This is a genomic window from Stutzerimonas urumqiensis, from assembly GCF_003640395.1.
GTDB lineage: Bacteria > Pseudomonadota > Gammaproteobacteria > Pseudomonadales > Pseudomonadaceae > Stutzerimonas > Stutzerimonas urumqiensis.
In genome coordinates, this window is record NZ_RBZQ01000005.1 from 360,152 (window position 1) to 386,546 (window position 26,395).

The window sequence follows — 26,395 nt, forward strand, 5'->3', positions numbered from 1 at the left end:
GCATGTCACTCAGCGTTTTCGACCTGTTCAAGATCGGCATCGGCCCCTCCAGCTCCCACACCGTCGGCCCGATGCGCGCCGCCGCGCGCTTCGTCGAGGGCCTCGCGCGCGACGGCCTGCTGCAAGAGACCCAGGCGGTACGTGTCGAGCTGTACGGCTCGCTCGGCGCGACCGGCAAGGGTCACGGCAGCGACAAGGCCGTGCTGCTGGGGCTCGAAGGCGAGCAGCCCGACCGCATCGACACGGCGACCATTCCGGCGCGGCTGGAGCGCATCCGCGGCAACGGCGAGTTGCGGTTGCTGGGCGAGAAGTCGATCCGCTTCATCGAGAAAGAGCACCTGGCGTTCATCCGCAAACCGCTGGATTACCACCCCAACGGCATGACCTTCCGCGCCCTGGATGGCGCCGGCATCCAGTTGCGCTCGCGCGACTACTACTCGGTCGGCGGCGGCTTCGTGGTCGACGAGCAGGCCGCCGGCGCCGACCGCATCGTCGAGGACCGGACGCCGCTGCCCTACCCCTTCACGACCGCGCGGGAGCTGCTTGCGCACTGCGCGGCGCAGGATCTCTCGATCAGCCAGGTGATGCTGGCCAACGAAACCGCCTGGCGCCCGGAAGCCGAAACGCGCGCCGGGTTACTGAATATCTGGCGGGTCATGCAGGACTGCGTCGCCGCCGGCTGCCGCAACGAGGGCACCATGCCGGGCGGGCTGAAGGTCAAGCGCCGTGCTGCCGGGCTGTACCGCCAGCTCAGCAGCAGCCCGGAAGCGGCGCTGCGCGACACCCTCAGCGTGCTCGACTGGGTCAACCTCTACGCCCTCGCGGTCAACGAGGAAAACGCCAGCGGCGGCCGCGTGGTCACCGCCCCCACCAATGGCGCGGCCGGCATCGTGCCGGCCGTGCTGCATTACTACGCGCGCTTCGTGCCCGGCGCCAACGACGACGGCGTGGTCCGCTTCCTGCTGACCGCCGCGGCCATCGGCATTCTCTACAAGGAGAACGCGTCGATCTCCGGGGCGGAGGTCGGCTGCCAGGGCGAAGTGGGCGTCGCCTGCTCGATGGCCGCCGGCGCACTGTGCGAAGTGCTGGGCGGCAGCGTGCAGCAGGTCGAGAACGCGGCCGAGATCGGCATGGAGCACAACCTCGGGCTCACCTGCGATCCGGTCGGCGGCCTGGTGCAGGTGCCCTGCATCGAGCGCAACGCGATGGGCTCGGTGAAGGCGATAAACGCCGCGCGCATGGCCTTGCGAGGCGACGGCCAGCATTTCATTTCGCTGGACAAGGTGATCCGCACCATGCGCCAGACCGGCGCCGACATGAAAAGCAAGTACAAGGAAACCGCGCGCGGCGGGCTGGCCGTCAACATTATCGAGTGCTGAGCCGGCTTTACGACGGCGTGCTGCGCAGCCGGTCGCACGGCCGGAACCGGCCGCGTCACGCGATGTTCACAGCTGCAGTGGCCCCGCCGCCTTGCAGGCCGTGCGGAAACCTGTCGTACGCACACGCGAGAATTCCGTTGGACGAATCCACCGACTCCCGGCTGCCGCCATCGCCCCTCCCGGCCCTCGACGGCATGCCATGCGCGATCCTGGAGAGCATCACCGACTACGCCATCATCGCCACCGACCTGGCCGGGCGGATCACCTTCTGGAACACCGGCGCGGCCCGCGTGTTCGGCTGGTCGGGCGAGGCCATCCTCGGGCAGCCGATCGACCGGCTCTTCACCCCGCAGGACCGCAGCAGCGGCCGCCCGCAGGAAGAGCGGCACCTGGCGCTGATCAGCGGCCGTGCCCTGGACGAGCGCTGGCACCTGCGCGGCGACGGCAGCGAGTTCTGGTCGGCGGGCGAAACCATGCCGTTGCGCCAGCCCGACGGCACGCTGATCGGCTATGTGAAGGTCGCCCGCGACCATACCGAGCGGCGGCTGGCGCTGGAAGTCGCGCGCGAGCAGGGCCGCGCGGCCCATCCGCCCGATCAGGCGGCGCAGGGCGCCAGCCTGCTGCTCGATCTCGAGGGCAGGCTCCGCTACCTCAGCGAAGGGGCCAGGCGCCTGCTCGGGCTCGACGAAGGCGCGCCCATCGCCGATCTCGACTGGCTCGAATTCTGGTGTCCGGAGGACCGGCTCGAAGCGCGCAACGCCGTCGCCGCCGCGCGCCACGGCGCCAGCACGCGTTTCCAGGGACAGGTCGAGCTTGCGCCGCTCGGCAAACGCTGGTGGGACGTACGGATCGGCCCGTGCCTGGACGACAGCGGCAACCCCGAGCGCCTTCACGTACGGATGCGCGACATCACCTACGGACACCAGGACGCCGCGCCCGCACCGGCCCACCAGGCGCACATCGAGCTGCCGACCGAATCGGTCAAGTCGATCGTCTGGGTCACCGATGCCAACGGCGAAGTCGACACGCCCCAACCCGGCTGGGAGGCGCTGACCGGCCAGACCTTCGAGCAATACCGAGGCCTGGGCTGGACGCAGGCGGTGCACCCCGGCGATATCCGTTCGGCCATGGCCGACTGGCAAGCCGCGATCGCCGAGCGCCGCGCCTACCGTGTCGAGTGCCGGGTACGCCGGCGCGACGGGAGCTGGGGCCTGTTCTCCATCAGCTCGACGCCGCAATTCGATGACGAGGGCCGGATCACCGGCTGGATCGGCGCGCACATCGACATCTCCAGCCACCGAGCCGCTCGGGAGGCGCTGCGCCTGGAGACCAACCGGCTGCGCATCCTCAACCGGGTCGGCGCGCGCCTGGCGGCCGAGCTGGACCTGGACAAGCTCGTGCAGGAGGCCACCGACGCGGGTGTCGCGCTGAGCGGCGCGCAGTTCGGCGCCTTCTTCTACAACGTGGTCGACCCCCAGGGCGAGCGCTACACCCTCTATGCCCTCTCGGGCGCACCGCGCGAGGCGTTCTCGCGCTTCCCGATGCCGCGCAACACCGCCGTATTCGGGCAGACCTTCACGGGCCAGGGCGTGGTGCGCTCGGACGACATCACCCAGGACCCCCGCTACGGCAAGAGCGCGCCGCACCACGGCATGCCGCGCGGTCATCTGCCGGTGCGCAGCTATTTAGCCGTGCCGGTGATCTCGCGCTCCGGCGAGGTGCTCGGCGGGCTGCTGTTCGGCCATGAAGCGCCCGCCATGTTCAGCGAGGAGCACGAGCACCTGCTGACCGGCATCGCCGGGCAGGCGGCGATCGCCATCGACAACGCGCGGCTGTTCCGGGACCTGCAACGCGAGGTGGACCAGCGTCGCCAGGCCGAGGCGCTGGCGCAGGCGCGCAACGAGCGGCTGAGCATTCTCTCCGAAGCGATCGAGAAAGCCCCCGCCGCGCATCACCTCGAAGACCTGATGTCCAGCGTCTCGCATGCCGCGCGCAGGCTTTGCGGCGCCGACGGCGTGGCGGTGGTGCTGCGCGAGGGCGACCAGTGCTTCTATGCCAGCGAAGTCACCTCCGTTCCGCTGTGGAAGGGTCGCCGCTTCCCGCTGATGTCGTGCATCTCCGGCTGGTCGATGGTGCACCGGCAGACCGCCGTGGTCGTGGATGTGGCCCGGGACGAGCGGCTGCTGCCGGAGCTGTACGAACCGACCTTCGTCCGTAGCCTGGTGATGGTGCCGATCGTCATCGACGGCGAGGCATTGGCCGCGATCGGTGCCTACTGGCGCGAGCGGCACGAATCCGGGGCCGAGGAAGTCGCCACCCTGGAGGCCCTGGCTCGCTCGGCCGGTGCCGTTCTCAAGCGACTCGAAGCCGAGCAGGCCCTGCGCACGCTGAACGAGACGCTCGAGACCCAGGTCGCCGAACGTACCGCCGACCGCGACCGCATGTGGCGGTTGTCGACCGACATGATGCTGGTGGCACGCTTCGACGGCACCATCACGGCGGTCAACCCGGCCTGGCAGGCGCATCTTGGCTGGCGCCAGGACGAACTGGTCGGCCACAGCTTTCTGGAGCTGGTCCACCCCGACGACCTCGAGGTCACCCGCCTGGAAGCCGCGCGGCTGGCGAGCGGCGCCATCACCCCTCGCTTCGAGAACCGCTACCGGCATCGCGACGGCAGCTACCGCTGGCTGTCGTGGATCGCCGTCCCGGACGAGGGGCTGATCCATGCGGTCGGCCGCGACATCAGCGCCGAGAAGGAGCAGGCCCAGGCCCTGCTGCAGGCCGAGGAAGCGCTGCGCCAGGCCCAGAAGATGGACGCCATCGGCCAGCTCACCGGCGGCATCGCCCACGATTTCAACAACCTGCTGACCGGCATCGTCGGCTCGCTGGACATGATGCAGGTGCGCATCGCCCAGGGCCGGCTCGATGCCATCGAGCGCTACCACAACGCGGCGATGACCTCGGCCAACCGCGCCGCCGCCCTCACCCATCGCCTGCTGGCCTTCGCCCGCCGGCAGCCGCTGGACCCGAAGACCGTCGATGCCAACCGCCTGGTGCAGGCGATGGAGGAGCTGCTGCGCCGCACCCTGGGCGAAACCATCGACATGGAGCTGGTGCTGGCCGGCGGCCTGTGGCCGACCCGCTGCGACCCGAACCAGCTCGAAAGCGCCATCCTCAACCTGGCGATCAACGCGCGCGACGCCATGCCCGACGGCGGACGGCTGGTGATCGAAACCTGCAACACCCACCTCGACCGCACCTACACGGCGCGCTTTCGCACGCTCAAGCCGGGGCAGTACGTGTGCGTCTCGGTCACCGACACCGGTACGGGCATGACGCCGCAGACGGTGGAGCGCGCCTTCGATCCGTTCTTCACCACCAAGCCGGTCGGCCAGGGCACGGGGCTCGGGCTGTCGATGATCTATGGCTTCGCCCAGCAGTCCGAGGGCCACGCGCGGATCTATTCGGAAGTCGACCAGGGCACGACGGTCAAGCTCTACCTGCCGCGCGCGCATGCGGAGGTCGAGCCGGACGCGCCGAGCGAGGCGAGCCAAAGCGACAACCGCAGCCTCCAGGGCGAAAGCGTCCTGGTGGTCGAGGACGAGCCGGTGGTACGCGCGCTGATCGTCGAGGTCCTGCATGACCTGGGCTATCGGCCGCTGGAAGCGGGCGACGGGCTGGTGGGCCTGAGCATGGTGCAGGAGCACCCCAACCTCGACCTGCTGATCACCGACATGGGCCTGCCGGGCCTCAACGGCCGCCAGCTCGCCGATCAGGCCCGCGCCGACCGGCCCGACCTCAAGGTGCTGTTCATCACCGGCTACGCCGAAAACGCGACCCTGGCTAGCGGCTTTCTCGAGCCGGGGATGGAGATGATCACCAAGCCCTTTTCCGTCGATACGCTCGCCGAGCGGGTGCGGGAAATGATCGAGCGCTGACCGCGGGCCGCGGCCCTCCGGTCGCGCCACCGCCATGCCGAGGACGCGGGTCCGCCGAGCCAGGGCGTTGCCAGGCATCGCATTGGCAGACGGCTGTGATTGCTCGGAGTGATCGTATGACTGTCGCTCCCCGGCGGCGCCCCGCCCCATAGGGTGCATTCGCGAAGCAATGCACCGCCTTACCCACGGGCTATCGCCACATGACTCAGCGTGTCGTTCAGCGCGCGCCTGCACGCGTCTCACACCGCCGCAAAAGCCATCAAAAAGCCAGCAAAACAGGCGTTCCAGAGCGGCTGATCCCACATTGTGGTGCCTGTTACATTTCGCCGAGCCAGACGCGCGAAAAAAGCGCCAAGACGCCTTGCAACGCCCCAAGTCATATGATGTCTTACGTCATTAACGCCGCTTCCGATCTACAACAACAAATTCGGAGAACCCTCCATGGCCCGTTCGGACGTCATCGCCAAAGCTGCGCCCGCTCCCTCCACCTCACGCCTGGGCAAGATCGCCAAACTGCTCGGCCCCGGCATCATCGCCGTCCTGTCCTGGCTCGGCGCCGGTGACCTGATCACCTCGTCCGTCGCCGGCGCCAACTACGGCTACGCGATGATGTGGGTGCTGGCCGGCTCGCTGCTGCTGCGCTTTCTGATCGTCAACATGATTGCGCGCTTCCAGCTCTGCAATAACCAGGGCATGACCATCCTTGGCGGCTACGCCCGGCTCCACCCGGCGTTCGCCTGGTTCATGTTCGTCTACGCGCTGCTCATGGGGCACCTGATGAACGCCTACATGATCAAGGGCGCCGGCGAAGCCCTCGCCACCCTGCTGCACATCGACCGTCCGCTGCTCTGCTCGGTCGCGGTGGTGATCGGCGTCTGGCTGGTGGTTGGCCGCAGCATCTATTCGCTGATCGAAGGGGTGATGAAGGTGTTGCTGGCCATCATGACCCTGGCGTTCCTGTCGCTCGCGCTGATGGCCGGGCCGGATGTCGGCGGCATCATTTCCGGCACCTTCGGCTTCAGCATTCCAAGCGACCAGGGCGTGCACGGTGCCCTGCTGGTGGCGGTCTCGGTGATCGGCGCGGTGGCCGGCTCGATCGCCAACTTCGTGCACCCCTACGTCATGAAGGAAAAGGGCTGGACCGGTCCGCAGCACAAGCGCATCCAGCGCAACGACCTGCTGTTCGCGGTGTTCGTCGGCATCGTGATCAACCTGGCGATCTGGGTGGTCGGTGCGGAAATCCTCCGGCCCAACGGGCTGAAGGTCGAAACGCTCGATGACCTGGGTGCGGCGCTGGAAATGTTCTTCGGCCCGGCCGGCTGGTACGTGTTCTTCATCGGCGTGTTCGCCACCCTGTTCGCCAGTGTGGTGGGCAAGACCACGGCCTTCCCGATGCTGATCACCGACGCCCTGCACTACTCGGCGCCGTCCCGCCGCGCACGCTACGGCGACAAGTTCCAGAACGATCCGCTGCACAAGTGGTTCATGCTGTTCATCCTGGTGACGCCCCTGGTCTGGTCGCTGCCGGGCATGCCCGACTTCGTCACCCTGACCATCGGCGTGAACGCCCTGAACATCGTCGGCCTGCCGATCATCTCCATCGGCCTGTTGATCATGTCCAACCAGAAGAAGCTGCTGGGCGACTACCGCAACAACCTGCTCGAGAACATCGCCCTTGGCCTGGCGACGATCCTCGCCGTGTGGGTCGCCATCCAGCTGGGCACCGATCTGCTGGCCTGATCGAGCCTTGCGATCCGCGGGGGCCGCCGCCCCCGCGCCTTCCGACCGCGCGCTAGCCGTTTTCCCGCGGGGCGCCGATGCCATGATCGCGCAGCTTGTTCGCGATCGTGGTGTGCGAAACACCGAGGCGGCGGCCCAGCAGGCGGCTGCTCGGGTGCTGCGCGTAGAGGCTTTGCAGCACCGCCTTCTCGAAGCGCCCTACGATCTCGGCCAGGCTGCCATCGAGCGCGAACTCGCCAAGCGGCTGCGGCGCGCCGTAATCCGGCAGGCGGATGTGCGCGGGCTCGATCACGCCGCCTTCGCACAGGGAAACGGCCTGGAACAGCGTGTTTTCCAGCTGACGCACGTTGCCCGGCCAGTGGTAGCCGGCCAACCGTTGCAGCGCGGCGGCGGACAGTTGCGGCAGCGCACAGCCGATCTGCCGGCTGGCCTGATCGACGAAGTGCCGGGCCAGCGGCTCCAGGCCATCGAGGCACTCGCGCAGCGGCGGAATCTGCAGCGACAGCACGTTGAGCCGGTGATACAGGTCCTGGCGAAACTCGCCGCGCGCGCACAGCTCGGACAGATCCTGCTGCGTGGCGCAGATGACCCGCACGTCCAGGTACACCTCTTCGTCGCTGCCGACCCGCCGAAAGCCGCCATCCTGCAGAAAGCGCACCAGCTTGGCCTGCAAGCGCGGGCTCATCTCGCCGACCCCGTCGAGAAACAGCGTGCCGCCGGCCGTCAGCTCCAGCAGCCCCAGCTTGCCCTCCGGTCGAGCGCCCTCGAAAGCACCGGGGCCGTAGCCGAACAGCTCGGTCTCGGCCATCGACTCGGGCAGGCCGGCGCAGTTGAGCGCCATGAACGGCGACTGGCCGCGCGGGCTGGCCAGGTGGCAGGCGCGAGCCAGCAGCTCCTTGCCGGTGCCGGTCTCGCCTTCGATCAGCAGCGGTGCGTCCAGCGGCGCCATGCGCCGGGCCTCCCGCACAACCGCGGCCATGCGCCTGGAGCTCTGGAAGATACTGTCGAAGCTGCGCAGTTCCTGCTTGCGCACCTGGTAGATGCGCTCGCCCACGCGGTCGGCGCGGTGCAGCGTGAGGACGGCACCGGCCAGCGCCTCGCTGTCTTCATGCTCGGATTGCAGCGGCGCGATGTCGGCCAGGAACACGTCGCCTCGGATCGTCACGCGCAACCCGTTGATGCGCGCGCGGTTGGCGCGCACCAGCTCCGGTACGTCGAAGTCCTCGGCATAACGCGACAGGCTGATGCCCGGCACCTCGTCGACCCGGACACCGAGCAACTGCGCCGCGGCGCGGTTGGCCGCGACGATGCTGCCGTGCATGTCGATCGACAGCACCGGAAACTCCAGCGCGCCGAGCAAGGCGTTCAGCTCCATGTGGTGTCGTTCGCTGGGCATCAGCCCGACGCGACGCAGCTCGAAGACGCCAGGCAGCGCCTCGATCTTTGGCCGCAGGGCCTGCAACTGGAGATTCATCAGGTTGGGGCAATGCAGATAGACTGCGTTGCCGTGTTCGCCACCCACCTCGCCGCGGGCGACGTTGATGCCGTAGTCGACCAACAGGTCGAGCATGTCGCGCAGGATGCCCACGCGGTTCTGACAAAGAATGCGGATTCGCACGAAGGGAGGACCGTCTTGTTGTTATCGGGACTGGCAGCAAGGCCAGGCCGTCAAGCCTATTTGACGAATCCGCCGCTCGACAAGCGAATCACAGCGCCCCAGCCGGCAAAACGGCCATGCCGTAACGCCCGTCTTACAGCCTGATCGCTGCGCGGAATGCGCGCTCAGCCACCGGATAGCCACCCCGCTCCCGTAGGAGCGACCTTGGTCGCGAATCCGCACCGCCGTACGTGTCCCGCTTCGCGAGCGAGCTCGCTCCTACGAAAAAGCCCAAATCGCGGCGCTTAGCTGTAGGAGCCAGCTTGCTGGCGATCAGATCACCCGACGATGCCAAACCCGTAGGGCGAATTCAGGAGCGCAGCGAACAATCCGCCAGGCCACGATGCCGCTGCATGGCGTTTACCTCGCAAAAGTACGTCGGACAACCTTGGGCTGCCCTTTCCGCAGGGACTGCCGCACCCGTTTCACGATCCCAAGCCACCACTCACCCGGGTCGACGCTCGACCCCCGGATTGGCGAAGGTGCAGGGCTTGCCCTCGAAGAAGTCCAGGACGTTGGCGAAGGCATCGCCGAAGTACAGCTCGTACCCCTGCCGCTCGACGTAGCCAAGGTGCGGCGTGCACAGCACGCGCGGATGGCGCAGCAGCGGGTGCTGGGGATCGGTCATCGGTTCCTGCTCGAACACATCCAGCGCCGCGTAGCCCGGCCTTCCCTTGTCCAGCGCGGCAAGGAGTGCGCCCGGTGCGATCAGCTGCGCACGGCTGGTGTTGACCAGCAAGGCGCTCGGTTTCATCCGCGCAAGGTCGTCGGCACCGACGATGTGCAGCGTGCGCTCGGACAGCCGCAGATTGAGGCTCAACACATCGGCCTCGGCGAAGAAGGCTTCGCGACTGCCGGCGGCCCGGTGGCCATCGCGCTCGGCCGCCGCGCGCGACTCATCGCTGCCCCATACCAGCACCGGCATCTCGAACGCCTGGGCGTAGCGCGCCAGCCGCTGGCCGATCTTGCCGTAGCCCCAGATCCCCAACGTCTGACCGCAGAGCCGGTCGCCGAGGTTGACCTGCCATTGCCCGCCATACAGCCCCTGCATCGCCGGAAGCAGCTTGCGGCGCGCCATCAGGATCAGCGCCCAGGTCAGCTCGGCCGGCGCGATGGGCGAGCCGCGACCCTCCATGACCGCCACGCCATGACGGGTGCAGGCGTCGACATCCAGGTGCGCCGCCACCTTCCCGGTCTGGCTGATGAGCTTGAGCCGCGGCAACCGGGCCAGCAGCGCCTCGTCGATCACCGTGCGCTCGCGGGTCAGCACCAGCGCATCGGCATCGGCGAAGCGCTCGGCCAGCACATCGCGATCGGTCACCGGGTCGTGGTGAAGCGTGACGCGATGGTCGGCAAGCCGGGCGAAGCAATCCAGCGACCGGATGACGTTCTGGTAGTCGTCGGGTATCACGATGTGCATGCGCATCTCCTTTGGCAGCGGCGGTCGGCGAGGCGGGCGCCGGCAATGGAATCCACTGTAGCAGCGCAACGGCCTTGCCAGGCGGCGAAACCTCCACCCCGTTCGCGGTGGCCTCGCTGGTCTTCAGGCAAAAAATCCGTCAGCGATTGTTTACAGCGGCACTGGCCACGGACGGCTCAGGCGCCGACCCAGGGAAGTCTGTAAATGAAACCTTACACAATCAGCCCAACCCGACGCCTTCTGCCGCTCGCGTTCATTGCCCAAGGAAGGCGCGATTGCGGTCAGATGAGGGTATCGACAAGAACAACAGCCCCGGCGATGCCAGGAGGTCCGATGAAAACCACTCAGTACGTCGCCCGCGAACCGGACGCGCGTGGCCACATCCACTACCCGGATGCCGAACATGCCGTCTGGCGGACGCTGATCGAGCGCCAGCTCAAGGTGATCGAAGGCCGCGCCTGCCAGGAATATCTCGACGGCATCGAGCAGCTCGCCTTGCCGCACGACCGCATCCCGCAGCTCGGTGAAATCAACCGCGTGCTCGAAGCGAGCACCGGCTGGCAAGTGGCTCGGGTGCCGGCGCTGATCCCCTTCCAGACCTTCTTCGAGCTCTTGGCCAGCAAGCGATTCCCCGTCGCGACCTTCATCCGCACGCCCGAAGAGTTGGACTACCTGCAAGAGCCGGACATCTTCCATGAGATTTTCGGCCACTGCCCGCTGCTGACGAACCCCTGGTTCGCCGAGTTCACCCACACCTACGGCCAGCTCGGCCTCAAGGCGACCAAGGAAGAGCGCGTGTACCTCGCGCGGCTGTACTGGATGACCATCGAGTTCGGCCTCGTCGACACGCCGGCCGGACGCAAGATCTACGGCGGCGGCATCCTGTCGTCACCCAAGGAAACGGTCTACAGCCTGTCCGACGAACCCGAGCACCAGCCGTTCGACCCGCTCGAAGCGATGCGCACGCCTTACCGGATCGACATCCTGCAGCCGCTGTATTTCGTGCTCCCCGAGCTGCACGCCCTGTTCGACGTCGCGCAGCAGGACATCATGGCGCTGGTACGCCGCGCCATGCAGCTGGGCCTGCACGCACCGAAGTTCCCGCCCAAGGCGGCGTAGGGTGGGCTTCAGCCCACCAAAAGCCCGCGCGAGGGAACGAGCGCCGTGAAGCGGCCGGGCGTTCGTTGCCAAAGGCCTCCAGCGCCTCGCAACCCGAAGGTGGGCTGAAGCCCACCCTACGGGGACCCAATCGCCAGCTCCCGTTTACCTACACTGGCTCACTATCTTCGATCTGAAAAACAGAAGGATCCGTACCATGAATGCCCTGTCTCAATCCCACTGCGAAGCCTGCCGCGCCGACGCGCCGAAAGTCTCCGACGAGGAGCTGGCGGCGCTGATCAAGCAGATCCCCGACTGGAACATCGAGACCCGCGACGGCCATATGGAGCTGGAGAAGGTCTTCCTGTTCAAGAACTTCAAGCACGCGCTGGCCTTCACCAATGCCGTGGGCGAGATTGCCGAGGCCGAAGGCCATCACCCCGGCCTTTTGACCGAGTGGGGCAAGGTGACCGTGACCTGGTGGAGCCACTCGATCAAGGGCCTGCACCGCAACGACTTCATCATGGCCGCCCGTACCGATGAGGTCGCCGCCACGGCGGAGGGCCGCAAGTGAAGCAGTTCGACGCCGTTGCGCGCGTGCCGGGCGACCCGATTCTCGGCCTGATGGAAACCTTCCGTGCCGATCCCAACCCGGCGAAGCTGGACCTCGGCGTCGGCGTCTACCGCGACGCCTTCGGGCTCACGCCCGTGCTCGCCGCGGTGAAGCAGGCCGAGCAACGGCTGGTCGATCAGGAGTCGACCAAGGCCTACGTCGGCGGCCACGGCGATGCCGATTTCGGCAAGCAGGTAACGCGCCTGGTGCTCGGTGACGACGCGGCGCTCCTTCAGCGCGCCGGGATGACGCAAACGCCCGGCGGCACCGGCGCGCTCAGGCTGGCCGGGGATTTCATCGCGACGTGCCTGCCCGGCCGCCGCATCTGGCTGAGCGACCCGACCTGGCCGATCCACGAGACGCTGTTCGCCGCGGCCGGCCTGTCCGTCGCGCACTACCCGTACGTCGGTGCCGACAACCGACTCGACGTCCCTGCGATGCTGGCGACGCTCAACGAGGTTCCCATCGGCGACGTGGTGCTGCTGCACGCCTGCTGCCATAACCCGACCGGGTTCGACCTCGCCCCGGAGGACTGGCGACAGGTGCTGGACATCGTGCGCTCGCGGGAGCTGTTGCCGCTGTTCGACCTCGCCTACCAGGGCTTCGGCGATGGCCTGGAGCAGGATGCCTACGCCGTCCGGCTGTTCACCGAAGCGCTGCCGGAAGTGCTGGTCACCAGCTCCTGTTCGAAGAATTTCGGGCTCTACCGCGAGCGCACCGGCGGCCTGCTGGTGATCGCGAGCAACCCCGACGCGCTCGCCGCCGTTCGCAGCCAGTTGGCCTCGCTGGCACGCAACCTGTGGTCGACGCCGCCCAATCACGGCGCTGCCGTGGTCGCGACGATCCTTGCCGACGAGCACCTGCGCGCTTGCTGGCAAGAGGAGCTGGAAGGCATGCGCCAGCGTATCGTGACCTTGCGCCATGGCCTGGTGAAGGCGCTCGAGCCCTACGGATTGAGCGAAGGTTTCGCGCATATCGCCGAGCAACGCGGGATGTTCTCCTACACCGGGCTCACCGCCGAACAGGTCCGCCGGCTGCGCGCCGAAGACGCCGTCTACCTGCTCGAAACCGGGCGCGCCAACGTGGCCGGGCTGGACGCCGAACGACTGGATGCCCTCGCCCGTTCGATCGCACGCGTGGTGCGCTGACGAGCCCCGCATCTGGCGCGATCTGCGACCGCCGCTTCTGGCGGTCGCTGCCGTTCGCGCTGGACGATGGCCGCCGGTGGCATCAGACCTGCAGTAACCGTTCCCGCAGCTTCTGGATCTCGTCGCGTGTCTGCGCGGCAGCCTCGAACTCGAGGTCGCGCGCGAACTCCATCATCTTCTCCTCGAGCTGGCGAATACGGCGCGTGATCTCGCTCGGTGAACGCAGCTGGTTCTCGTAGCGCGCCGCCTCTTCGGCCGCCTTGGCCTCGCCGCGACGCTTCTTGCTGCGCGCACCGGGGACGACCGCGCCTTCGAGGATGTCCTTGATGTCCTTCTTCACGCCCTTGGGCACGATGCCGTGGGCCTCGTTGAAGGCGAGCTGCTTTTCCCGGCGCCGCTCGGTTTCATCGATGGCGCGCTGCATCGAGCCGGTCATGGCATCGGCATAGAGAATCGCCCGGCCGTTGAGGTTGCGTGCCGCGCGACCGATGGTCTGGATCAACGAGCGCTCGGAGCGCAGGAAGCCTTCCTTGTCGGCATCAAGGATCGCCACCAGCGACACCTCGGGCATGTCCAACCCCTCGCGCAGCAGGTTGATGCCGACCAGCACGTCGAAGGCGCCGGTACGCAGGTCGCGAATGATCTCGACCCGCTCCACCGTGTCGATGTCCGAGTGCAGGTAGCGCACCTTGACGTCGTGATCGCCCAGGTAGTCGGTCAGGTCCTCGGCCATGCGCTTGGTCAGCGTGGTCACCAGCACCCGCTCCTCGGCGGCGACGCACTTGCGGATTTCGCTCAACAGATCATCGACCTGGGTGCGCGCCGGACGGATCTCCACCTGCGGGTCGACCAGCCCGGTCGGCCGCACGACCTGCTCGATCACCCGCCCGGCATGCTCTTCCTCATACGGGCCGGGCGTCGCCGAGACGAAGATGGTCTGCGGGCTGATCGCCTCCCATTCGTCGAAGCGCATCGGCCGGTTGTCCAGCGCCGATGGCAGGCGGAAGCCATATTCCACCAGCGTTTCCGTGCGCGATCGGTCGCCCTTGTACATTGCGCCGACCTGCGGCACCGAGACGTGCGACTCGTCGATCACCAGCAGCGCGTTGGGCGGCAGGTAGTCATACAGCGTCGGCGGCGCCTCGCCGGGCGCTCGGCCGGACAGGTAGCGGGAGTAGTTCTCGATGCCGTTGCAATAGCCGAGCTCCATGATCATTTCTAGATCGAAGCGCGTCCGTTGCTCGAGGCGCTGGGCCTCGACCAGCTTGTTTTCGCTGCGCAGGTAGTCGAGGCGATCCTTGAGCTCGATCTTGATGCGCTCGACCGCCTCGAGCAGCGTCTCGCGCGGCGTCACGTAGTGGCTCTTGGGGTAGAAGGTGAAGCGCGGCAGCTTGCGGATGACCTCGCCCGTCAGCGGGTCGAAGGCCGAAAGGTTCTCCACCTCGTCATCGAACAGCTCGATGCGGATGGCCTCTAGGTCCGATTCGGCCGGGAAGATGTCGATCACGTCGCCGCGCACGCGGAAGGTCGCCCGGGCGAAATCCATGTCGTTGCGCGTGTACTGCAGGCCGGTCAGGCGGCGCAGCAGTTCGCGCTGGTCGAGCCGATCGCCGCGGTCGACGTGCAACACCATCTTCAGGTACGACTGCGGATCGCCCAGGCCATAGATGCACGACACGGTGGTGACGATGATCGCGTCCGGGCGCTCCAGCAGCGCCTTGGTCGCCGACAGGCGCATCTGCTCGATGTGGTCGTTGATCGAGGCATCCTTCTCGATGAAGGTGTCCGACGACGGCACGTAGGCTTCCGGCTGGTAATAGTCGTAGTAGGAGACGAAGTACTCGACGGCGTTGTTCGGGAAGAACGACTTGAACTCGCCGTACAGCTGCGCGGCCAGCGTCTTGTTCGGGGCGAGGATCAGCGTCGGCCGCTGCACGTGCGCGATCACGTTGGCGATGCTGAAGGTCTTGCCCGAGCCCGTCACGCCGAGCAGCGTCTGGTGCGAAAGGCCGGCTTCGAGCCCCTCGATCATCTGGCGGATCGCCTCGGGCTGATCACCGGCTGGCTTGAAACGTGTGACCAGTTCGAACGTGGACATCGATACCTCTCATGCAAAGGCGCGGTCATGCAAAGGCGCGGACCGATGCCTGGCGGACGGAACCCGGCGCAGGGTCGAATCGCACGGCGGAGAAACCGCACGACGAGCCGCCCGATGACCGCATAAATAGCCGGCCCACGTCTCGCAGCAGGCAGACATGGCCGCTATACTACCGCCCCGTTTGAGCACCGCCCCAGCACCGGGCAGGCGTGCAGACGCACAGGCCGCGAACGCTGATTCGCGGGCCGTTGAAACCTTGGCGATTTCCCCTTTATGAGGGTCCTGCCACCGATTTCAACCCTGACGCGCAGCATCTCGCCGAACGGTCGATCGCTTCCGGGTGTTGCCCGCTTCTCCACCCTCATCTTCGAGCCCTGCCCCCATGAGTTTATTCTCTGCTGTCGAAATGGCGCCGCGCGACCCGATCCTCGGCCTCAACGAAGCCTTCAATGCCGACCCGCGGCCGAACAAGGTCAACCTGGGCGTGGGCGTCTACTACAACGAAGAAGGCCGCGTGCCGCTGCTACGCGCGGTCGTCGAAGCGGAGAAGGCCCGTCTCGCCGCCCAGGCGCCGCGCGGCTACCTGCCGATCGAAGGGATCGCCGCCTACGACGCCGCCGTCCAGAAGATGCTGTTCGGCGCCGACTCCAGCCTGCTGGCCGATGGCCGCGTGGTGACCACGCAAGCGCTCGGCGGCACCGGCGCCCTGAAGGTCGGTGCGGACTTCATCAAGCGTGTGCTTCCCGACAGCATCGTGGCCATCAGCGACCCGAGCTGGGAGAACCACCGTGCCCTGTTCGAGAACGCCGGGTTCGCCGTCCATAACTACCGCTACTACGATGCCGCCACCCGCGGCGTCGACAGCGCCGGGATGCTCGAGGACCTGCGCCAGCTGCCGGCGCGCTCGGTCATCGTGCTGCATGCCTGCTGCCACAACCCGACCGGCGTCGACCTGACCCTGGACGACTGGAAGGCCGTGGTCGAGGTCCTCAAGGAGCGCGACCACGTGCCCTTCCTCGACATCGCCTACCAGGGCTTCGGCGACGGCATCGAGGAAGACGCCGCCGCGGTGCGCCTGTTCGCCGAGGCCGGGCTGTCGTTCTTCGTGTCCAGCTCGTTCTCCAAATCCTTCTCGCTGTACGGCGAGCGGGTCGGCGCCCTGTCGATCGTCACCGCCAGCCGCGAGGAGTCGGCACGCGTGCTGTCGCAGGTCAAGCGCGTGATCCGCACCAACTACTCCAACCCGCCGACCCACGGCGCCACCATCGTTGCCAGCGTACTGTCGAGCACCGAACTGCGCGCCCTGTGGGAAGAGGAACTGGGTGAAATGCGCAACCGCATCCACGAGATGCGCGTGGCGATGGTCGAACAACTGCGCGCCAAGGGCGCCCGCCAGGACTTCAGCTTCGTCAGCCGTCAGCGCGGCATGTTCTCGTACTCCGGCCTGACCGCCGAGCAAGTCGACGCCCTGCGGGAGCGGTTCGGGGTCTACGCGGTCGGTACCGGACGCATCTGCGCCGCTGCGCTGAATCGCCGCAACCTCGACTACATCACCGACGCGATCGTGCAGATCCTGTGATCGCCTCGGGGTTGACTTCTCCTTTCTAAACAGTAGGATGCGCTCCGTTGTTCCGCGATAGCTCAGTCGGTAGAGCAAATGACTGTTAATCATTGGGTCCCTGGTTCGAGTCCAGGTCGCGGAGCCAACTTCCAAGCCCCGAGGTGAAAACCCGGGGCTTTTTTATTGCCTCCTTCGTAGTTCTCGTAGGGCGGATTCAGGAGCGCAGCGAACAATCCGCCAGTGCCACCTCCGCGTACCGGTGCATTGCTTCGCGAATGCACCCTACGGCTGGGCGGGCGTTCGCGCCTCGCCCCTGCGCCAACGGCTCAGCACAGCTCACCTGTAGGAGCCAGCTTGCTGGCGATCCGGGCAGCGGACTCACGGCTCGCAGCAGGCCCGGCACTCGGTACATCGGTGGGTTGGAGATCATTACAGCTATTAGGCACGTCAGCATTGTGCATAACCTGATCGCCAGCAAGCTGGCTCCTACGGACTCCCCTGTTCGCATGGCGGGGCGGTATGCCCTACCGGCAGGTGTCCGCGAGCCGAAGCAGGCATCGACGGATCACTCCACCGCGCGAGGCACCTTCAGGCTCACCTTTCCTTGCCCAGCGACGTAAGACGGATCCAGGAGCGCGCGAACCATCCGCCTGGGCCACCAATGCCGCCTCCGCACCGGTGCATCGCTTCGCGAATGCACCCTACGGCTGGCCGACGATGACCAGAAAACGAAACGCCGGCATTCAGCCGGCGTTTCTTACCTGCGGGGCCCGATCAGCTGGCGCGTGCCATGTCGCGCAGGGCTTTCACCTGATCGTGATTGCGCAGCACGCCCTGGTACTGCTTTTCGACGACCAACCGGATGTTGGCGGGCAGGTCTTTCTCGAGGGCTTCTTTGTAGCGCTTCTTGGCGACGTCTTCGCCGCGTTCGCATTCGTTGAGGATGGCCTTGTCGTCCTTGCCGGTCAGGGCGGATTTGAGGTCGACCCAGCGACGATGCAGCTCGCCGGCCGTGCTGGCGTCGTCTTCCGGCTTGCCGCCGAGGGAGCGGACCAGTTGCTGCAACTCGGTGGCGGCGCTGGCGCACTCCTGGGCGCGCTGCGTCATGGTGGTCTTGAGGCTGGGGTCTTTCAGGTCTTCGGCGCAGTCACGGAAGCCCTTTTCGCCGTCGAGGCTGGTTTCGATCAGGTCGTTCAATACCTTGATGGTGTCTTTGGTATCCATCTCGCTTTCCTCCGAGGGTTCGAACACACGGCCGGCATCGCGGCCACCTGTCTTACCCGACAGGCCGGGTCGCCAGTCAGTTCCGCCTACCGGACGGGCGAACCCTCTGCCTTGAGCGGCGCGGAAGCCCGGTGCTAGCATGCCGCGTCCGCCACCGACCCGGTGGCCGCGAACCCGAAAGGCCCCATGTCGAGCATCCGTGAGCGTAACCAAGAGCTGATCCTGCGAGCTGCCAGCGAAGAGTTCGCCGAGAAGGGCTTCGCCGCCACCAAGACCAGTGACATCGCCCAGCGCGCCGGGCTGCCCAAGCCCAACGTCTACTACTACTTCAAGTCGAAGGAAAACCTCTACCGCGAGGTGCTCGAGACCATCATCGAGCCGCTGCTGGACGCCGCCGAGCCGTTCAACCAGCCGGGCGAACCGGGCGATGTCCTGCGCGCGTTCATTCGCGCCAAGATCCGCATCTCACGCGATCACGCCTGCGCTTCGAAGGTCTTCGCCAACGAGATCATGCACGGCGCTCCGCACCTGTCGCACGAGCGCGTCGCGCAGCTCAACGCGCAAGCCAACCACAACATTGCCCGCCTGCAAGGCTGGATCGACGAAGGACTGATGGCGCCGATCGATCCGCGCCACCTGATGTTCAGCATCTGGGCTGCGACCCAGACCTACGCCGATTTCGATTGGCAGATCACCACCGTCACCGGCAAAGCCTCGCTGGACGACTCGGACTACGAAGCCGCCGCCGAGACCATCATCCGGCTGGTTCTCAAGGGCTGCGAGATCCGGGAGCGCGCCGCTCAGCCGGTTTCCCAATAGCCGGGCGCGTTGTAGATCGCCTTGAGGTGATCGATGAAGAACCGGACCTTCGCCGGTAGATAGCGCTGCTGCGGGTAGACCGCCTGGATGTCGTATGCCGGCAAGGCGTACTCGTCGAGCACGGTGATCAGCTCGCCCCGCTTCAGCGCCGCCTGGATCTCCCAGGTCGAGCGCCAGCCGATGCCCAACCCCTGCTTGACCCAGTCGAACAGCAGCTCGCCATCGTTGCAATCCAGGTTGCCGGCCACGCGGATCGCGACCTGCCGGCCGTCGCGCAGGAAGGTCCAGCCGCGCTGCTGCCCACCCTGCAGGTTGAAGGCCAGGCAGTTGTGCTGGGTCAGCGCCTCCAGCGTCCGCGGCGTGCCGTGCACGGCGAAGTAGCCGGGCGAGCCGCAGACCACCCGGCGATTGGGGAACAGCTTGAGCGCCACGTAGTTGGGGTCGGTGACCTCGCCGATGCGGATGCCCATGTCATAGCCGTGGCGAACCAGGTCGACCACGCTGTCGGTGAAGTTGAACGACAGCTGCACATCGGGAAACCGCGCCTGGAACGCCGGTGCGTGCGGCCCGACATGGCGTCGCCCGAACGCCGCCGGCGCCGACACCACCAGGTGCCCGCGCACCGCCGTGCGGTGTTCGCCGATGCTCGCATCGACCTCGTCGAACTCGCGTAGCAGCCCGCGGGCGCGCTCCAGGTATTGCTCACCGAGGTCAGTGAGCGACAGCCCGCGCGTGGAGCGATGCATCAGCTTGACGCCCAGGTGGCGCTCCAGCGCGTCGAGCCGTCGACCCATGACCACCGGTGTCACCCCTTCCTTGAGCGCAGCGGCGGCGAAGCTGCCGCTCTCGGCGACCAGCACGAAGCTGCGCAGCGTGGTGTAACGGTCCATTCGATACCTCAGGTATTGGCAGAACTGAAGTCTCGGCCAATTCCGTCCCGCATTCCAGCCCGTCATGCTTCAGCCACATAGAAAAGCTATCGAATAAAAACAGGAGCTAGTGTCATGGCACGAATGAGAGCAATCGAGGCAGCGGTCATGGTCATGCGCCGCGAAGGCGTCGACACCGCGTTCGGCATCCCTGGCGCCGCGATCAACCCGTTCTACGCGGCGATGCGGAAAATCGGCGGAATCGACCACGTGCTCGCCCGCCACGTCGAAGGCGCCTCGCACATGGCCGAGGGCTACACCCGCACCAACCCCGGCAACATCGGCGTGTGCATCGGCACCTCCGGCCCGGCGGGTACCGACATGGTCACCGGCCTGTACTCGGCCAGCGCCGACTCCATCCCGATCCTGTGCATCACCGGCCAGGCGCCGCGTGCCCGGATGCACAAGGAAGACTTCCAGGCAGTCGACATCACCAGCATCGTCAAGCCGGTCACCAAGTGGGCGACCACCGTGCTCGAGCCGGGCCAGGTGCCCTACGCCTTCCAGAAGGCCTTCTACGAGATGCGCAGCGGCCGCCCCGGTCCGGTGCTGATCGACCTGCCGTTCGACGTGCAGATGGCGGAGATCGAATTCGACATCGAGGCCTACGAACCGCTGCCGCTGGTCAAGCCAAGCGCGAACCGCGCCCAGGCCGAGAAGGCGCTGGCGATGCTCAACGCGGCCGAACGTCCGCTGATCGTCGCCGGCGGCGGCATCATCAATGCCGATGCCTCGGACAAGCTCGTCGAGTTCGCCGAAATCACCGGCGTGCCGGTCATCCCGACCCTGATGGGCTGGGGCACCATCCCGGACGATCACCGGCTGATGGCCGGCATGGTCGGCCTGCAGACCTCGCACCGCTACGGCAACGCCACGCTGCTCGAATCGGACCTGGTGTTCGGCATCGGCAACCGCTGGGCCAATCGCCATACCGGGACCGTCGAGGTCTACACCCAGGGCCGCCAGTTCATCCACGTCGACATCGAGCCGACCCAGATCGGCCGGGTGTTCAACCCCGACCTCGGCATCGTCTCCGACGCCGGTGCCGCGCTCGATGCCTTCATCGCCGTGGCCCGCGAATGGCAGGCGGCCGGCAAGCTGAAGGACCGCAGTGCCTGGGTCGAGGCCTGCCGCGAGCGCAAGCGCACGATGCAGCGCAAGACTCACTTCGACAACGTGCCGGCCAAGCCGCAGCGCGTCTATGAAGAGATGAACGAGTTCTTCGGCAAGGACACCTGCTACGTCAGCACCATCGGTCTGTCGCAGATCGCCGGGGCGCAGTTCCTGCACGTGTACAAGCCGCGCCACTGGATCAACTGCGGCCAGGCCGGTCCGCTGGGCTGGACCGTTCCGGCAGCACTCGGCGTGGTCAAGGCCGACCCGAGCCGCCGCGTGGTCGCGCTGTCGGGCGACTACGACTTCCAGTTCATGATCGAAGAGCTGGCCGTCGGCGCGCAGTTCAACCTGCCGTACATCCACGTACTGGTGAACAACTCCTACCTCGGCCTGATCCGCCAGGCGCAGCGTGGGTTCGAGATGGATTACTGCGTGCAGCTGTCGTTCGAGAACATCAACGCGCCCGAACTCAAGGGCTATGGCGTCGATCACGTCGCCGTGGTCGAGGGACTGGGTTGCAAGGCGATCCGCGTGTTCGACCCGAACGAACTGCAGAACGCCTTCGCCGAGGCCCAGCGCCTGATGGAGACGCACCGCGTGCCGGTGGTCGTCGAGATCATTCTCGAGCGCGTCACCAACATCTCGATGGGCACCGAGATCAACGCCGTCAACGAGTTCGAGGAACTGGCCCAGCGTGGCACGGACGCACCGACCGCCATCGCGCTGCTGGACTGACGCAACCGCAGGGTGGATGTCGCCAAGCGCATCCACCGCCTCCCAGGTGGAAGACCCTGCGCGGTTTTCCACCGGGTGGCCATCACCCTACGTCTGAACCGAGGAGCCCTACCATGCCCCGTTTTGCTGCCAACCTGTCGATGCTGTTCACCGAAGTCGACTTCCTGGACCGCTTCGCCGCTGCCGCCAAGGCCGGCTTCACTGGCGCCGAATACCTGTTCCCCTATGACTTCCCTGCCGAAACCATCCAGCAGCAGCTGAAGAACAACGGCCTCGAGCAGGTGCTGTTCAACCTGCCGGCCGGCGACTGGGCCAAGGGCGAGCGCGGCATCGCCTGCCATCCCGATCGCGTCGAGGAATTCCGTACGGGCGTCGACACCGCCATCGCCTACGCCAAGGTGCTGGGCAACACGCAGATCAACTGCCTGGCCGGCATCCGCCCGCAGGGTGTCGATTGCGCGACCGTCGAGAAGACCTTCGTCGACAACCTCAAGTACGCCGCCGACAAGCTCCAGGCCGCCGGCATCCGCCTGGTCATGGAGATGATCAATACCCGCGACATCCCAGGCTTCTACCTGACCACCACGAAGCAGGCCCTGGACATCCGCGAAAAGGTCGGCAGCGCCAACCTGTTCCTGCAGTACGACATCTACCACATGCAAATCATGGAAGGTGACCTGGCGCGCACGCTGGAAAGCCAGTTCGCCGTGATCAACCACGTGCAGCTCGCCGACAACCCCGGCCGCCACGAGCCAGGCACCGGCGAGATCAACTACCGGTTCCTCTTCGAGCACCTGGATCGCCTCGGCTACCAGGGCTGGGTCGGCTGCGAATACAAGCCGGCCACCAGCACCGAGGCCGGCCTCGGCTGGATGAAGAGCCACAACGCACTCTGAGCCAACCCTGTAGGAGCGAGCTTGCTCGCGAAAGGGAACGCAGCAGCGCCAGCTCGATTGGCCCATGGCGGGCAAACCCGCCCCTACAGCAACCGCGTCGCCTGACGCAGACCACGACAAGAGGATGTTCTCATGGCAAAAATCGGATTCCTCGGCACCGGCATCATGGGCAAGCCCATGGCCCTCAACCTGGCCAACGCCGGCCACAGCCTGTTCCTGTCCACCCACTTCGACGCGGCCCCGGCCGAACTGCTGGAAAAGGGCGCGGTCGCCCTGGCCAACCCGCGTGAAGTCGCGCAGGAAGCCGAATTCATCGTCGTGATGGTGCCCGACACGCCGCAGGTCGAGGACATCCTCTTCCGCGAGGACGGCGTGGTCCACGGCGTGGGTTCCGGCAAGGTAGTGATCGACATGAGCTCGATCTCCCCCACCGCCACCAAGCAGTTCGCCGAGAAGATCAAGGCCACCGGCGCGCAATACCTCGACGCCCCGGTCTCCGGTGGCGAGGTCGGCGCCAAGGCCGCGACCCTGTCGATCATGGTCGGCGGTTGCCCGAACACCTTCGAGCGCGCCCTGCCGCTGTTCCAGGCAATGGGCAAGAACATCACCCGCGTCGGTGGCAACGGCGACGGCCAGACCGCCAAGGTAGCCAACCAGATCATCGTCGCGCTGAACATCCAGGCGGTGGCCGAAGCGCTGCTGTTCGCGGCGAAGAACGGCGCCGACCCGGCCAAGGTGCGCGAGGCGCTGATGGGCGGTTTCGCCGGCTCGAAGATTCTCGAAGTGCACGGCGAGCGCATGATCAAGGGCACCTTCGATCCGGGCTTCCGCATCAGCCTGCACCAGAAGGACCTGAACCTGGCGCTCTCCGGCGCGCGCGAGCTGGGCCTCAACCTGCCGAACACCGCCAATGCCCAGCAGGTGTTCAGCACCTGCGCGGCCATCGGCGGCAGCGGCTGGGACCACTCGGCGCTGATAAAGGGCCTGGAGCACATGGCTAACTTCAACATTCGCGGCGAGTAAGCCGCAGCCCGACGTGCCAGCGCACGGCTCCATGGGCGCCCCTTCCCGCATTCCCAGGCAGACAGATGCGGGAAGGGTGACCGCCCGCCAGCCGGCGCCAGCTACCCGAGCAACACCCGGCGGCTTGCCGCCAACCCTTTCGACCGCCCGGCAGGAGGTGTCACGGCCCGACTGCCGGGTTGGTCGATTCCAGACGTCAGCGCTTGCAAACACTTGCAATGGCGAGCATTGACGTCTGCAATCGGCCCTACGCCCAAGAGCCAGGAGTTCAGCATGACCCTCGACCCGCAGCGCCTGTTGCGCGACCTCTTCGACACCGCGATCGCCGCCGCCCACCCGCGCCAGGTCCTGGCCGACCAGTTGCCGGCCGACCGCAGCGGGCGGGCGATCGTCATCGGCGCCGGCAAGGCCGCGGCCGCCATGGCGCAGGCGATCGAGGAAGCCTGGGAAGGTGAACTGTCGGGCCTCGTGGTCACCCGCTACGGGCACGGTGCCGATTGCCGCCGCATCGAAGTGGTCGAGGCGGCGCACCCGGTACCGGACGACGCTGGCGAGCGCGTCGCCCGTCGCGTGCTGGAACTGGTCAGCAACCTCGAGGAAAGCGACCGGGTGATCTTCCTGCTCTCCGGCGGCGGCTCCTCGCTGCTGGCGCTGCCCGCCGAAGGCATCTCGCTGTCCGACAAGCAGGCGATCAACAAGGCCCTGCTCAGGTCCGGCGCCCACATCGGCGAGATGAACTGCGTGCGCAAGCACCTCTCGGCGATCAAGGGCGGGCGGCTGGCCAAGGCCTGCTGGCCGGCGACCGTCTACACCTACGCCATTTCCGACGTGCCCGGCGACCAGGCGACGGTCATCGCCTCCGGGCCGACCGTCGCCGACCCGACCACCTCGGCGCAGGCGCTGGAGATTCTCGCCCGCTACGGCATCGAGATTCCCGAGAACGTCCGCGCCTGGCTGAACGACCCCCGCTCGGAGACCGTCAAGCCGGGCGATCCCTGCCTCTCGCGCAGCCACTTCCAGCTGATCGCCCGTCCGCAGCAGTCCCTCGATGCGGCCGCGCATCGCGTCCGCGCCGCCGGCCTGACGCCCCTGATCCTCGGCGACCTTGAAGGCGAGGCACGCGAAGTGGCCAAGGTGCACGCGGGCATCGCCCGGCAGATCGCCCTGCATGGCCAACCGATCGAGCCGCCCTGCGTATTCCTCTCGGGCGGCGAAACCACCGTCACCGTACGCGGCAACGGCCGTGGCGGGCGCAATGCCGAATTCCTGCTCGGCCTGACCGAAGCCTTGAATGGCCTGCCCGGCGTCTACGCGCTGGCCGGCGACACCGATGGCATCGACGGCTCGGAAGACAACGCCGGCGCACTGATGACCCCGGACAGCCTGGAGCGCGCCGTGGCACGCGGCGTGAGCGCCGCCGAGCGCCTGGCCGACAACGACGGCTACGGCTTTTTCGCCGCGCTCGACGACCTCATCGTCACCGGCCCGACACGCACCAACGTCAACGATTTCCGCGCAATCCTCGTACTCGAGAGGCACACCGATGACCACTGACAAGAAAGTCAAAATCCTCGCCACCCTGGGCCCGGCGATCAAGGGCGCCGAGGACATTCGCCGGCTGGTCGAAGCCGGGGTCAATCTGTTCCGGCTGAACTTCAGCCACGGCGACCACAGCGATCACGCCGAACGCTATGGCTGGGTGCGGCAGGTCGAAAAGGACCTCGGCCGCCCGATCGGCGTGCTGATGGATCTGCAAGGTCCGAAGCTGCGCGTCGGCCGCTTCGCCGAGGGCAAGGTGCAACTGGTGCGCGACCAGGCCCTGCGCCTGGACCTGGACCCGACGCCCGGCGACGCCCGTCGGGTAAACCTGCCCCACCCCGAAATCATCGCCGCGCTGCGGCCGGGCATGAGTCTGCTGCTGGACGACGGCAAGCTGCGCCTCGAGGTGACGGCCAACCACGCCGATGCCATCGACACGCGGGTGGTGGTCGGCGGCGAGCTGTCCGACCGCAAGGGCGTCAACGTGCCGGAGGCGGTGCTGGAGCTCAGTCCGCTGACCGAGAAGGATCGCCGCGACCTGTCGTTCGGCCTGGAGCTGGGGGTCGACTGGGTCGCCCTGTCGTTCGTCCAGCGCCCGCAGGACATCGCCGAGGCGCGCGAGTTGATCGGTGACCGCGCGAGCCTCATGGCCAAGATCGAGAAGCCCTCGGCGGTGCGCGAGCTGGAAGCCATCGCCCGCCTGTGCGACGCGATCATGGTGGCGCGCGGCGACCTCGGCGTGGAGGTGCCGGCCGAGAACGTGCCGCGCATCCAGAAGCAGATCGTCCGCGCCTGCCGCCAGCTCGGGCGCCCGGTGGTCGTGGCCACCCAGATGCTCGAATCGATGCGCTTCTCCCCGGCGCCGACCCGCGCCGAGGTCACCGACGTGGCCAACGCCGTGGCCGAAGGTGCCGACGCGGTGATGCTTTCGGCCGAGACCGCCTCGGGCGACTACCCGCTGGAAGCCGTGAGCATCATGAGCAAGATCATCCGCCAGGTCGAAAGCGGGCCGGACTACCAGGCGCAGCTCGACGTGGCCCGGCCACAGGCCGAAGCCACCGTGCCGGACGCCATCAGCTGCGCGGTGCGCCGGGTCAGCGGCATCCTGCCGGTGGCGGCGCTGGTGAACTACACCGAGTCGGGCAGTTCCAGCCTGCGCGCCTCGCGCGAGCGACCGCACGCACCGATCCTCAGCCTGACGCCGAACCTCGCGACCGCGCGCAAGCTGACGCTGGCCTGGGGCGTGTACTCGGTGGTGCATCCCCGCCTGCAGGACATGGAAGCCATCTGCCGCAACGCGCTGGAACTGGCGCGCGAACAGAACATGGCCCGCTCGGGCGATACCGTGATCATCACCGCCGGCGTACCGCTCGGCCAGCCCGGTTCGACCAACAGCCTGCGCATCGAGACCCTCGCCTGAACCCTGAGCCCCGCCCCGAGCGGGGCGCCACTGCCCGACCTG

Annotated in this window: 18 protein-coding genes and 1 tRNA gene; 14 read left to right on the forward strand and 5 right to left on the reverse strand. The window is 67.0% G+C overall.

Features of this window, described 5'->3' with window-relative positions; translation table 11 throughout:
* Window positions 1-2 precede the first annotated feature (2 nt).
* The 3 genes from D7325_RS12465 (at window position 3) to D7325_RS12475 (ending at window position 7,057) form a co-directional block, all read left to right on the forward strand.
* The gene (locus tag D7325_RS12465) at window positions 3-1,379 is read left to right on the forward strand and encodes an L-serine ammonia-lyase (RefSeq protein ID WP_120994511.1); all 1,377 of its coding nucleotides are present in this window, start codon (window positions 3-5) and stop codon (window positions 1,377-1,379) included.
* A 137-nt stretch (window positions 1,380-1,516) separates the two neighbouring features.
* A complete protein-coding gene (locus tag D7325_RS12470) occupies window positions 1,517-5,317 on the forward strand; it encodes a PAS domain S-box protein (RefSeq protein ID WP_162988007.1) in 3,801 nt (1,266 codons plus the stop codon).
* A gap of 441 nt (window positions 5,318-5,758) precedes the next feature.
* Window positions 5,759-7,057 (forward strand): Nramp family divalent metal transporter, encoded by a 1,299-nt coding sequence (locus D7325_RS12475; RefSeq protein ID WP_120994513.1) that lies wholly within the window; start codon window positions 5,759-5,761, stop codon window positions 7,055-7,057.
* Window positions 7,058-7,109: 52 nt separating this feature from the next.
* Here the strand turns inward: D7325_RS12475 and D7325_RS12480 are convergent, their stop codons facing one another.
* Window positions 7,110-8,675, reverse strand: a complete 1,566-nt coding sequence (locus tag D7325_RS12480) for a sigma-54-dependent transcriptional regulator (RefSeq protein ID WP_120994514.1) — start codon at window positions 8,673-8,675, stop codon at window positions 7,110-7,112.
* Between the two features lie 484 nt (window positions 8,676-9,159).
* A complete protein-coding gene (locus D7325_RS12485; protein WP_120994515.1) occupies window positions 9,160-10,134 on the reverse strand; it encodes a D-2-hydroxyacid dehydrogenase family protein in 975 nt (324 codons plus the stop codon).
* A 333-nt stretch (window positions 10,135-10,467) separates the two neighbouring features.
* Here D7325_RS12485 and phhA point away from each other — a divergent pair, with 333 nt between their 5' ends.
* The 3 genes from phhA to D7325_RS12500 all read left to right on the forward strand — a co-directional run bounded on the left by phhA (window position 10,468) and on the right by D7325_RS12500 (window position 12,993).
* On the forward strand, window positions 10,468-11,253 hold the full coding sequence (phhA, locus tag D7325_RS12490; protein WP_120994516.1) for a phenylalanine 4-monooxygenase: 786 nt from the start codon (window positions 10,468-10,470) through the stop codon (window positions 11,251-11,253).
* A 196-nt stretch (window positions 11,254-11,449) separates the two neighbouring features.
* Window positions 11,450-11,806 carry a 4a-hydroxytetrahydrobiopterin dehydratase gene (locus D7325_RS12495; RefSeq protein ID WP_120994517.1) on the forward strand — a complete coding sequence of 119 codons (357 nt, stop codon included), beginning with the start codon at window positions 11,450-11,452 and terminating at the stop codon, window positions 11,804-11,806.
* Window positions 11,803-12,993 carry an amino acid aminotransferase gene (locus tag D7325_RS12500; RefSeq protein WP_120994518.1) on the forward strand — a complete coding sequence of 397 codons (1,191 nt, stop codon included), beginning with the start codon at window positions 11,803-11,805 and terminating at the stop codon, window positions 12,991-12,993. The genes D7325_RS12495 and D7325_RS12500 overlap by 4 nt, the downstream gene beginning before the upstream one ends.
* Window positions 12,994-13,075: 82 nt before the next feature.
* Here the strand turns inward: D7325_RS12500 and uvrB are convergent, their stop codons facing one another.
* Window positions 13,076-15,091, reverse strand: coding sequence for an excinuclease ABC subunit UvrB (gene uvrB, locus D7325_RS12505; protein WP_120996115.1), 2,016 nt, complete (start codon window positions 15,089-15,091; stop codon window positions 13,076-13,078).
* 382 nt (window positions 15,092-15,473) lie between these two features.
* On the opposite strand from uvrB, the gene D7325_RS12510 reads away from it, so the two are divergent.
* Both D7325_RS12510 and D7325_RS12515 read left to right on the forward strand, forming a co-directional pair.
* Window positions 15,474-16,670 (forward strand): amino acid aminotransferase, encoded by a 1,197-nt coding sequence (locus D7325_RS12510; RefSeq protein ID WP_120994520.1) that lies wholly within the window; start codon window positions 15,474-15,476, stop codon window positions 16,668-16,670.
* 51 nt (window positions 16,671-16,721) lie between these two features.
* Window positions 16,722-16,797: transfer RNA gene (locus D7325_RS12515), tRNA-Asn, on the forward strand.
* Between the two features lie 629 nt (window positions 16,798-17,426).
* On the opposite strand, the gene D7325_RS12520 is transcribed toward D7325_RS12515, so the two are convergent.
* Window positions 17,427-17,876, reverse strand: coding sequence for a PA2169 family four-helix-bundle protein (locus tag D7325_RS12520; protein ID WP_120994521.1), 450 nt, complete (start codon window positions 17,874-17,876; stop codon window positions 17,427-17,429).
* Window positions 17,877-18,062: 186 nt separating this feature from the next.
* Here D7325_RS12520 and D7325_RS12525 point away from each other — a divergent pair, with 186 nt between their 5' ends.
* Window positions 18,063-18,695: a TetR/AcrR family transcriptional regulator gene (locus D7325_RS12525; RefSeq protein WP_120994522.1), complete on the forward strand. Its 633-nt coding sequence runs from the start codon at window positions 18,063-18,065 to the stop codon at window positions 18,693-18,695.
* Here the strand turns inward: D7325_RS12525 and D7325_RS12530 are convergent.
* The gene (locus tag D7325_RS12530; protein ID WP_120994523.1) at window positions 18,677-19,585 is read right to left on the reverse strand and encodes a LysR family transcriptional regulator; all 909 of its coding nucleotides are present in this window, start codon (window positions 19,583-19,585) and stop codon (window positions 18,677-18,679) included. The genes D7325_RS12525 and D7325_RS12530 overlap by 19 nt on opposite strands.
* A 114-nt stretch (window positions 19,586-19,699) precedes the next feature.
* Here D7325_RS12530 and gcl point away from each other — a divergent pair, with 114 nt between their 5' ends.
* The 5 genes from gcl (at window position 19,700) to pyk (ending at window position 26,353) form a co-directional block, all read left to right on the forward strand.
* A complete protein-coding gene (gene gcl / locus D7325_RS12535) occupies window positions 19,700-21,475 on the forward strand; it encodes a glyoxylate carboligase (protein ID WP_120994524.1) in 1,776 nt (591 codons plus the stop codon).
* Window positions 21,476-21,588: 113 nt separating this feature from the next.
* Window positions 21,589-22,371, forward strand: coding sequence for a hydroxypyruvate isomerase (gene hyi, locus D7325_RS12540; RefSeq protein WP_120994525.1), 783 nt, complete (start codon window positions 21,589-21,591; stop codon window positions 22,369-22,371).
* 132 nt (window positions 22,372-22,503) lie between these two features.
* A complete protein-coding gene (locus D7325_RS12545; RefSeq protein ID WP_120994526.1) occupies window positions 22,504-23,394 on the forward strand; it encodes a 2-hydroxy-3-oxopropionate reductase in 891 nt (296 codons plus the stop codon).
* A gap of 273 nt (window positions 23,395-23,667) precedes the next feature.
* Window positions 23,668-24,948: a glycerate kinase type-2 family protein gene (locus D7325_RS12550; protein WP_120994527.1), complete on the forward strand. Its 1,281-nt coding sequence runs from the start codon at window positions 23,668-23,670 to the stop codon at window positions 24,946-24,948.
* Complete coding sequence (gene pyk, locus D7325_RS12555; RefSeq protein ID WP_120994528.1) at window positions 24,938-26,353, forward strand: pyruvate kinase; 1,416 nt, start codon at window positions 24,938-24,940, stop codon at window positions 26,351-26,353. Before D7325_RS12550 ends, pyk begins: the two co-directional genes overlap by 11 nt.
* Window positions 26,354-26,395 lie beyond the last annotated feature (42 nt).

What these genes read in the sequence shown, in the direction of transcription:
- D7325_RS12465 (WP_120994511.1), top strand. Translation starts at nt 3, where the DNA reads ATGTCACTCAGCGTTTTCGACCTGTTCAAGATCGGCATCGGCCCCTCC.
- D7325_RS12475 (WP_120994513.1), top strand. Translation starts at nt 5,759, where the DNA reads ATGGCCCGTTCGGACGTCATCGCCAAAGCTGCGCCCGCTCCCTCCACC.
- D7325_RS12485 (WP_120994515.1), bottom strand. Translation starts at nt 10,134, where the DNA reads ATGCACATCGTGATACCCGACGACTACCAGAACGTCATCCGGTCGCTG.
- phhA (WP_120994516.1), top strand. Translation starts at nt 10,468, where the DNA reads ATGAAAACCACTCAGTACGTCGCCCGCGAACCGGACGCGCGTGGCCAC.
- D7325_RS12495 (WP_120994517.1), top strand. Translation starts at nt 11,450, where the DNA reads ATGAATGCCCTGTCTCAATCCCACTGCGAAGCCTGCCGCGCCGACGCG.
- uvrB (WP_120996115.1), bottom strand. Translation starts at nt 15,091, where the DNA reads ATGTCCACGTTCGAACTGGTCACACGTTTCAAGCCAGCCGGTGATCAG.
- D7325_RS12510 (WP_120994520.1), top strand. Translation starts at nt 15,474, where the DNA reads ATGAGTTTATTCTCTGCTGTCGAAATGGCGCCGCGCGACCCGATCCTC.
- D7325_RS12520 (WP_120994521.1), bottom strand. Translation starts at nt 17,876, where the DNA reads ATGGATACCAAAGACACCATCAAGGTATTGAACGACCTGATCGAAACC.
- D7325_RS12525 (WP_120994522.1), top strand. Translation starts at nt 18,063, where the DNA reads ATGTCGAGCATCCGTGAGCGTAACCAAGAGCTGATCCTGCGAGCTGCC.
- D7325_RS12530 (WP_120994523.1), bottom strand. Translation starts at nt 19,585, where the DNA reads ATGGACCGTTACACCACGCTGCGCAGCTTCGTGCTGGTCGCCGAGAGC.
- gcl (WP_120994524.1), top strand. Translation starts at nt 19,700, where the DNA reads ATGGCACGAATGAGAGCAATCGAGGCAGCGGTCATGGTCATGCGCCGC.
- hyi (WP_120994525.1), top strand. Translation starts at nt 21,589, where the DNA reads ATGCCCCGTTTTGCTGCCAACCTGTCGATGCTGTTCACCGAAGTCGAC.
- D7325_RS12545 (WP_120994526.1), top strand. Translation starts at nt 22,504, where the DNA reads ATGGCAAAAATCGGATTCCTCGGCACCGGCATCATGGGCAAGCCCATG.
- D7325_RS12550 (WP_120994527.1), top strand. Translation starts at nt 23,668, where the DNA reads ATGACCCTCGACCCGCAGCGCCTGTTGCGCGACCTCTTCGACACCGCG.
- pyk (WP_120994528.1), top strand. Translation starts at nt 24,938, where the DNA reads ATGACCACTGACAAGAAAGTCAAAATCCTCGCCACCCTGGGCCCGGCG.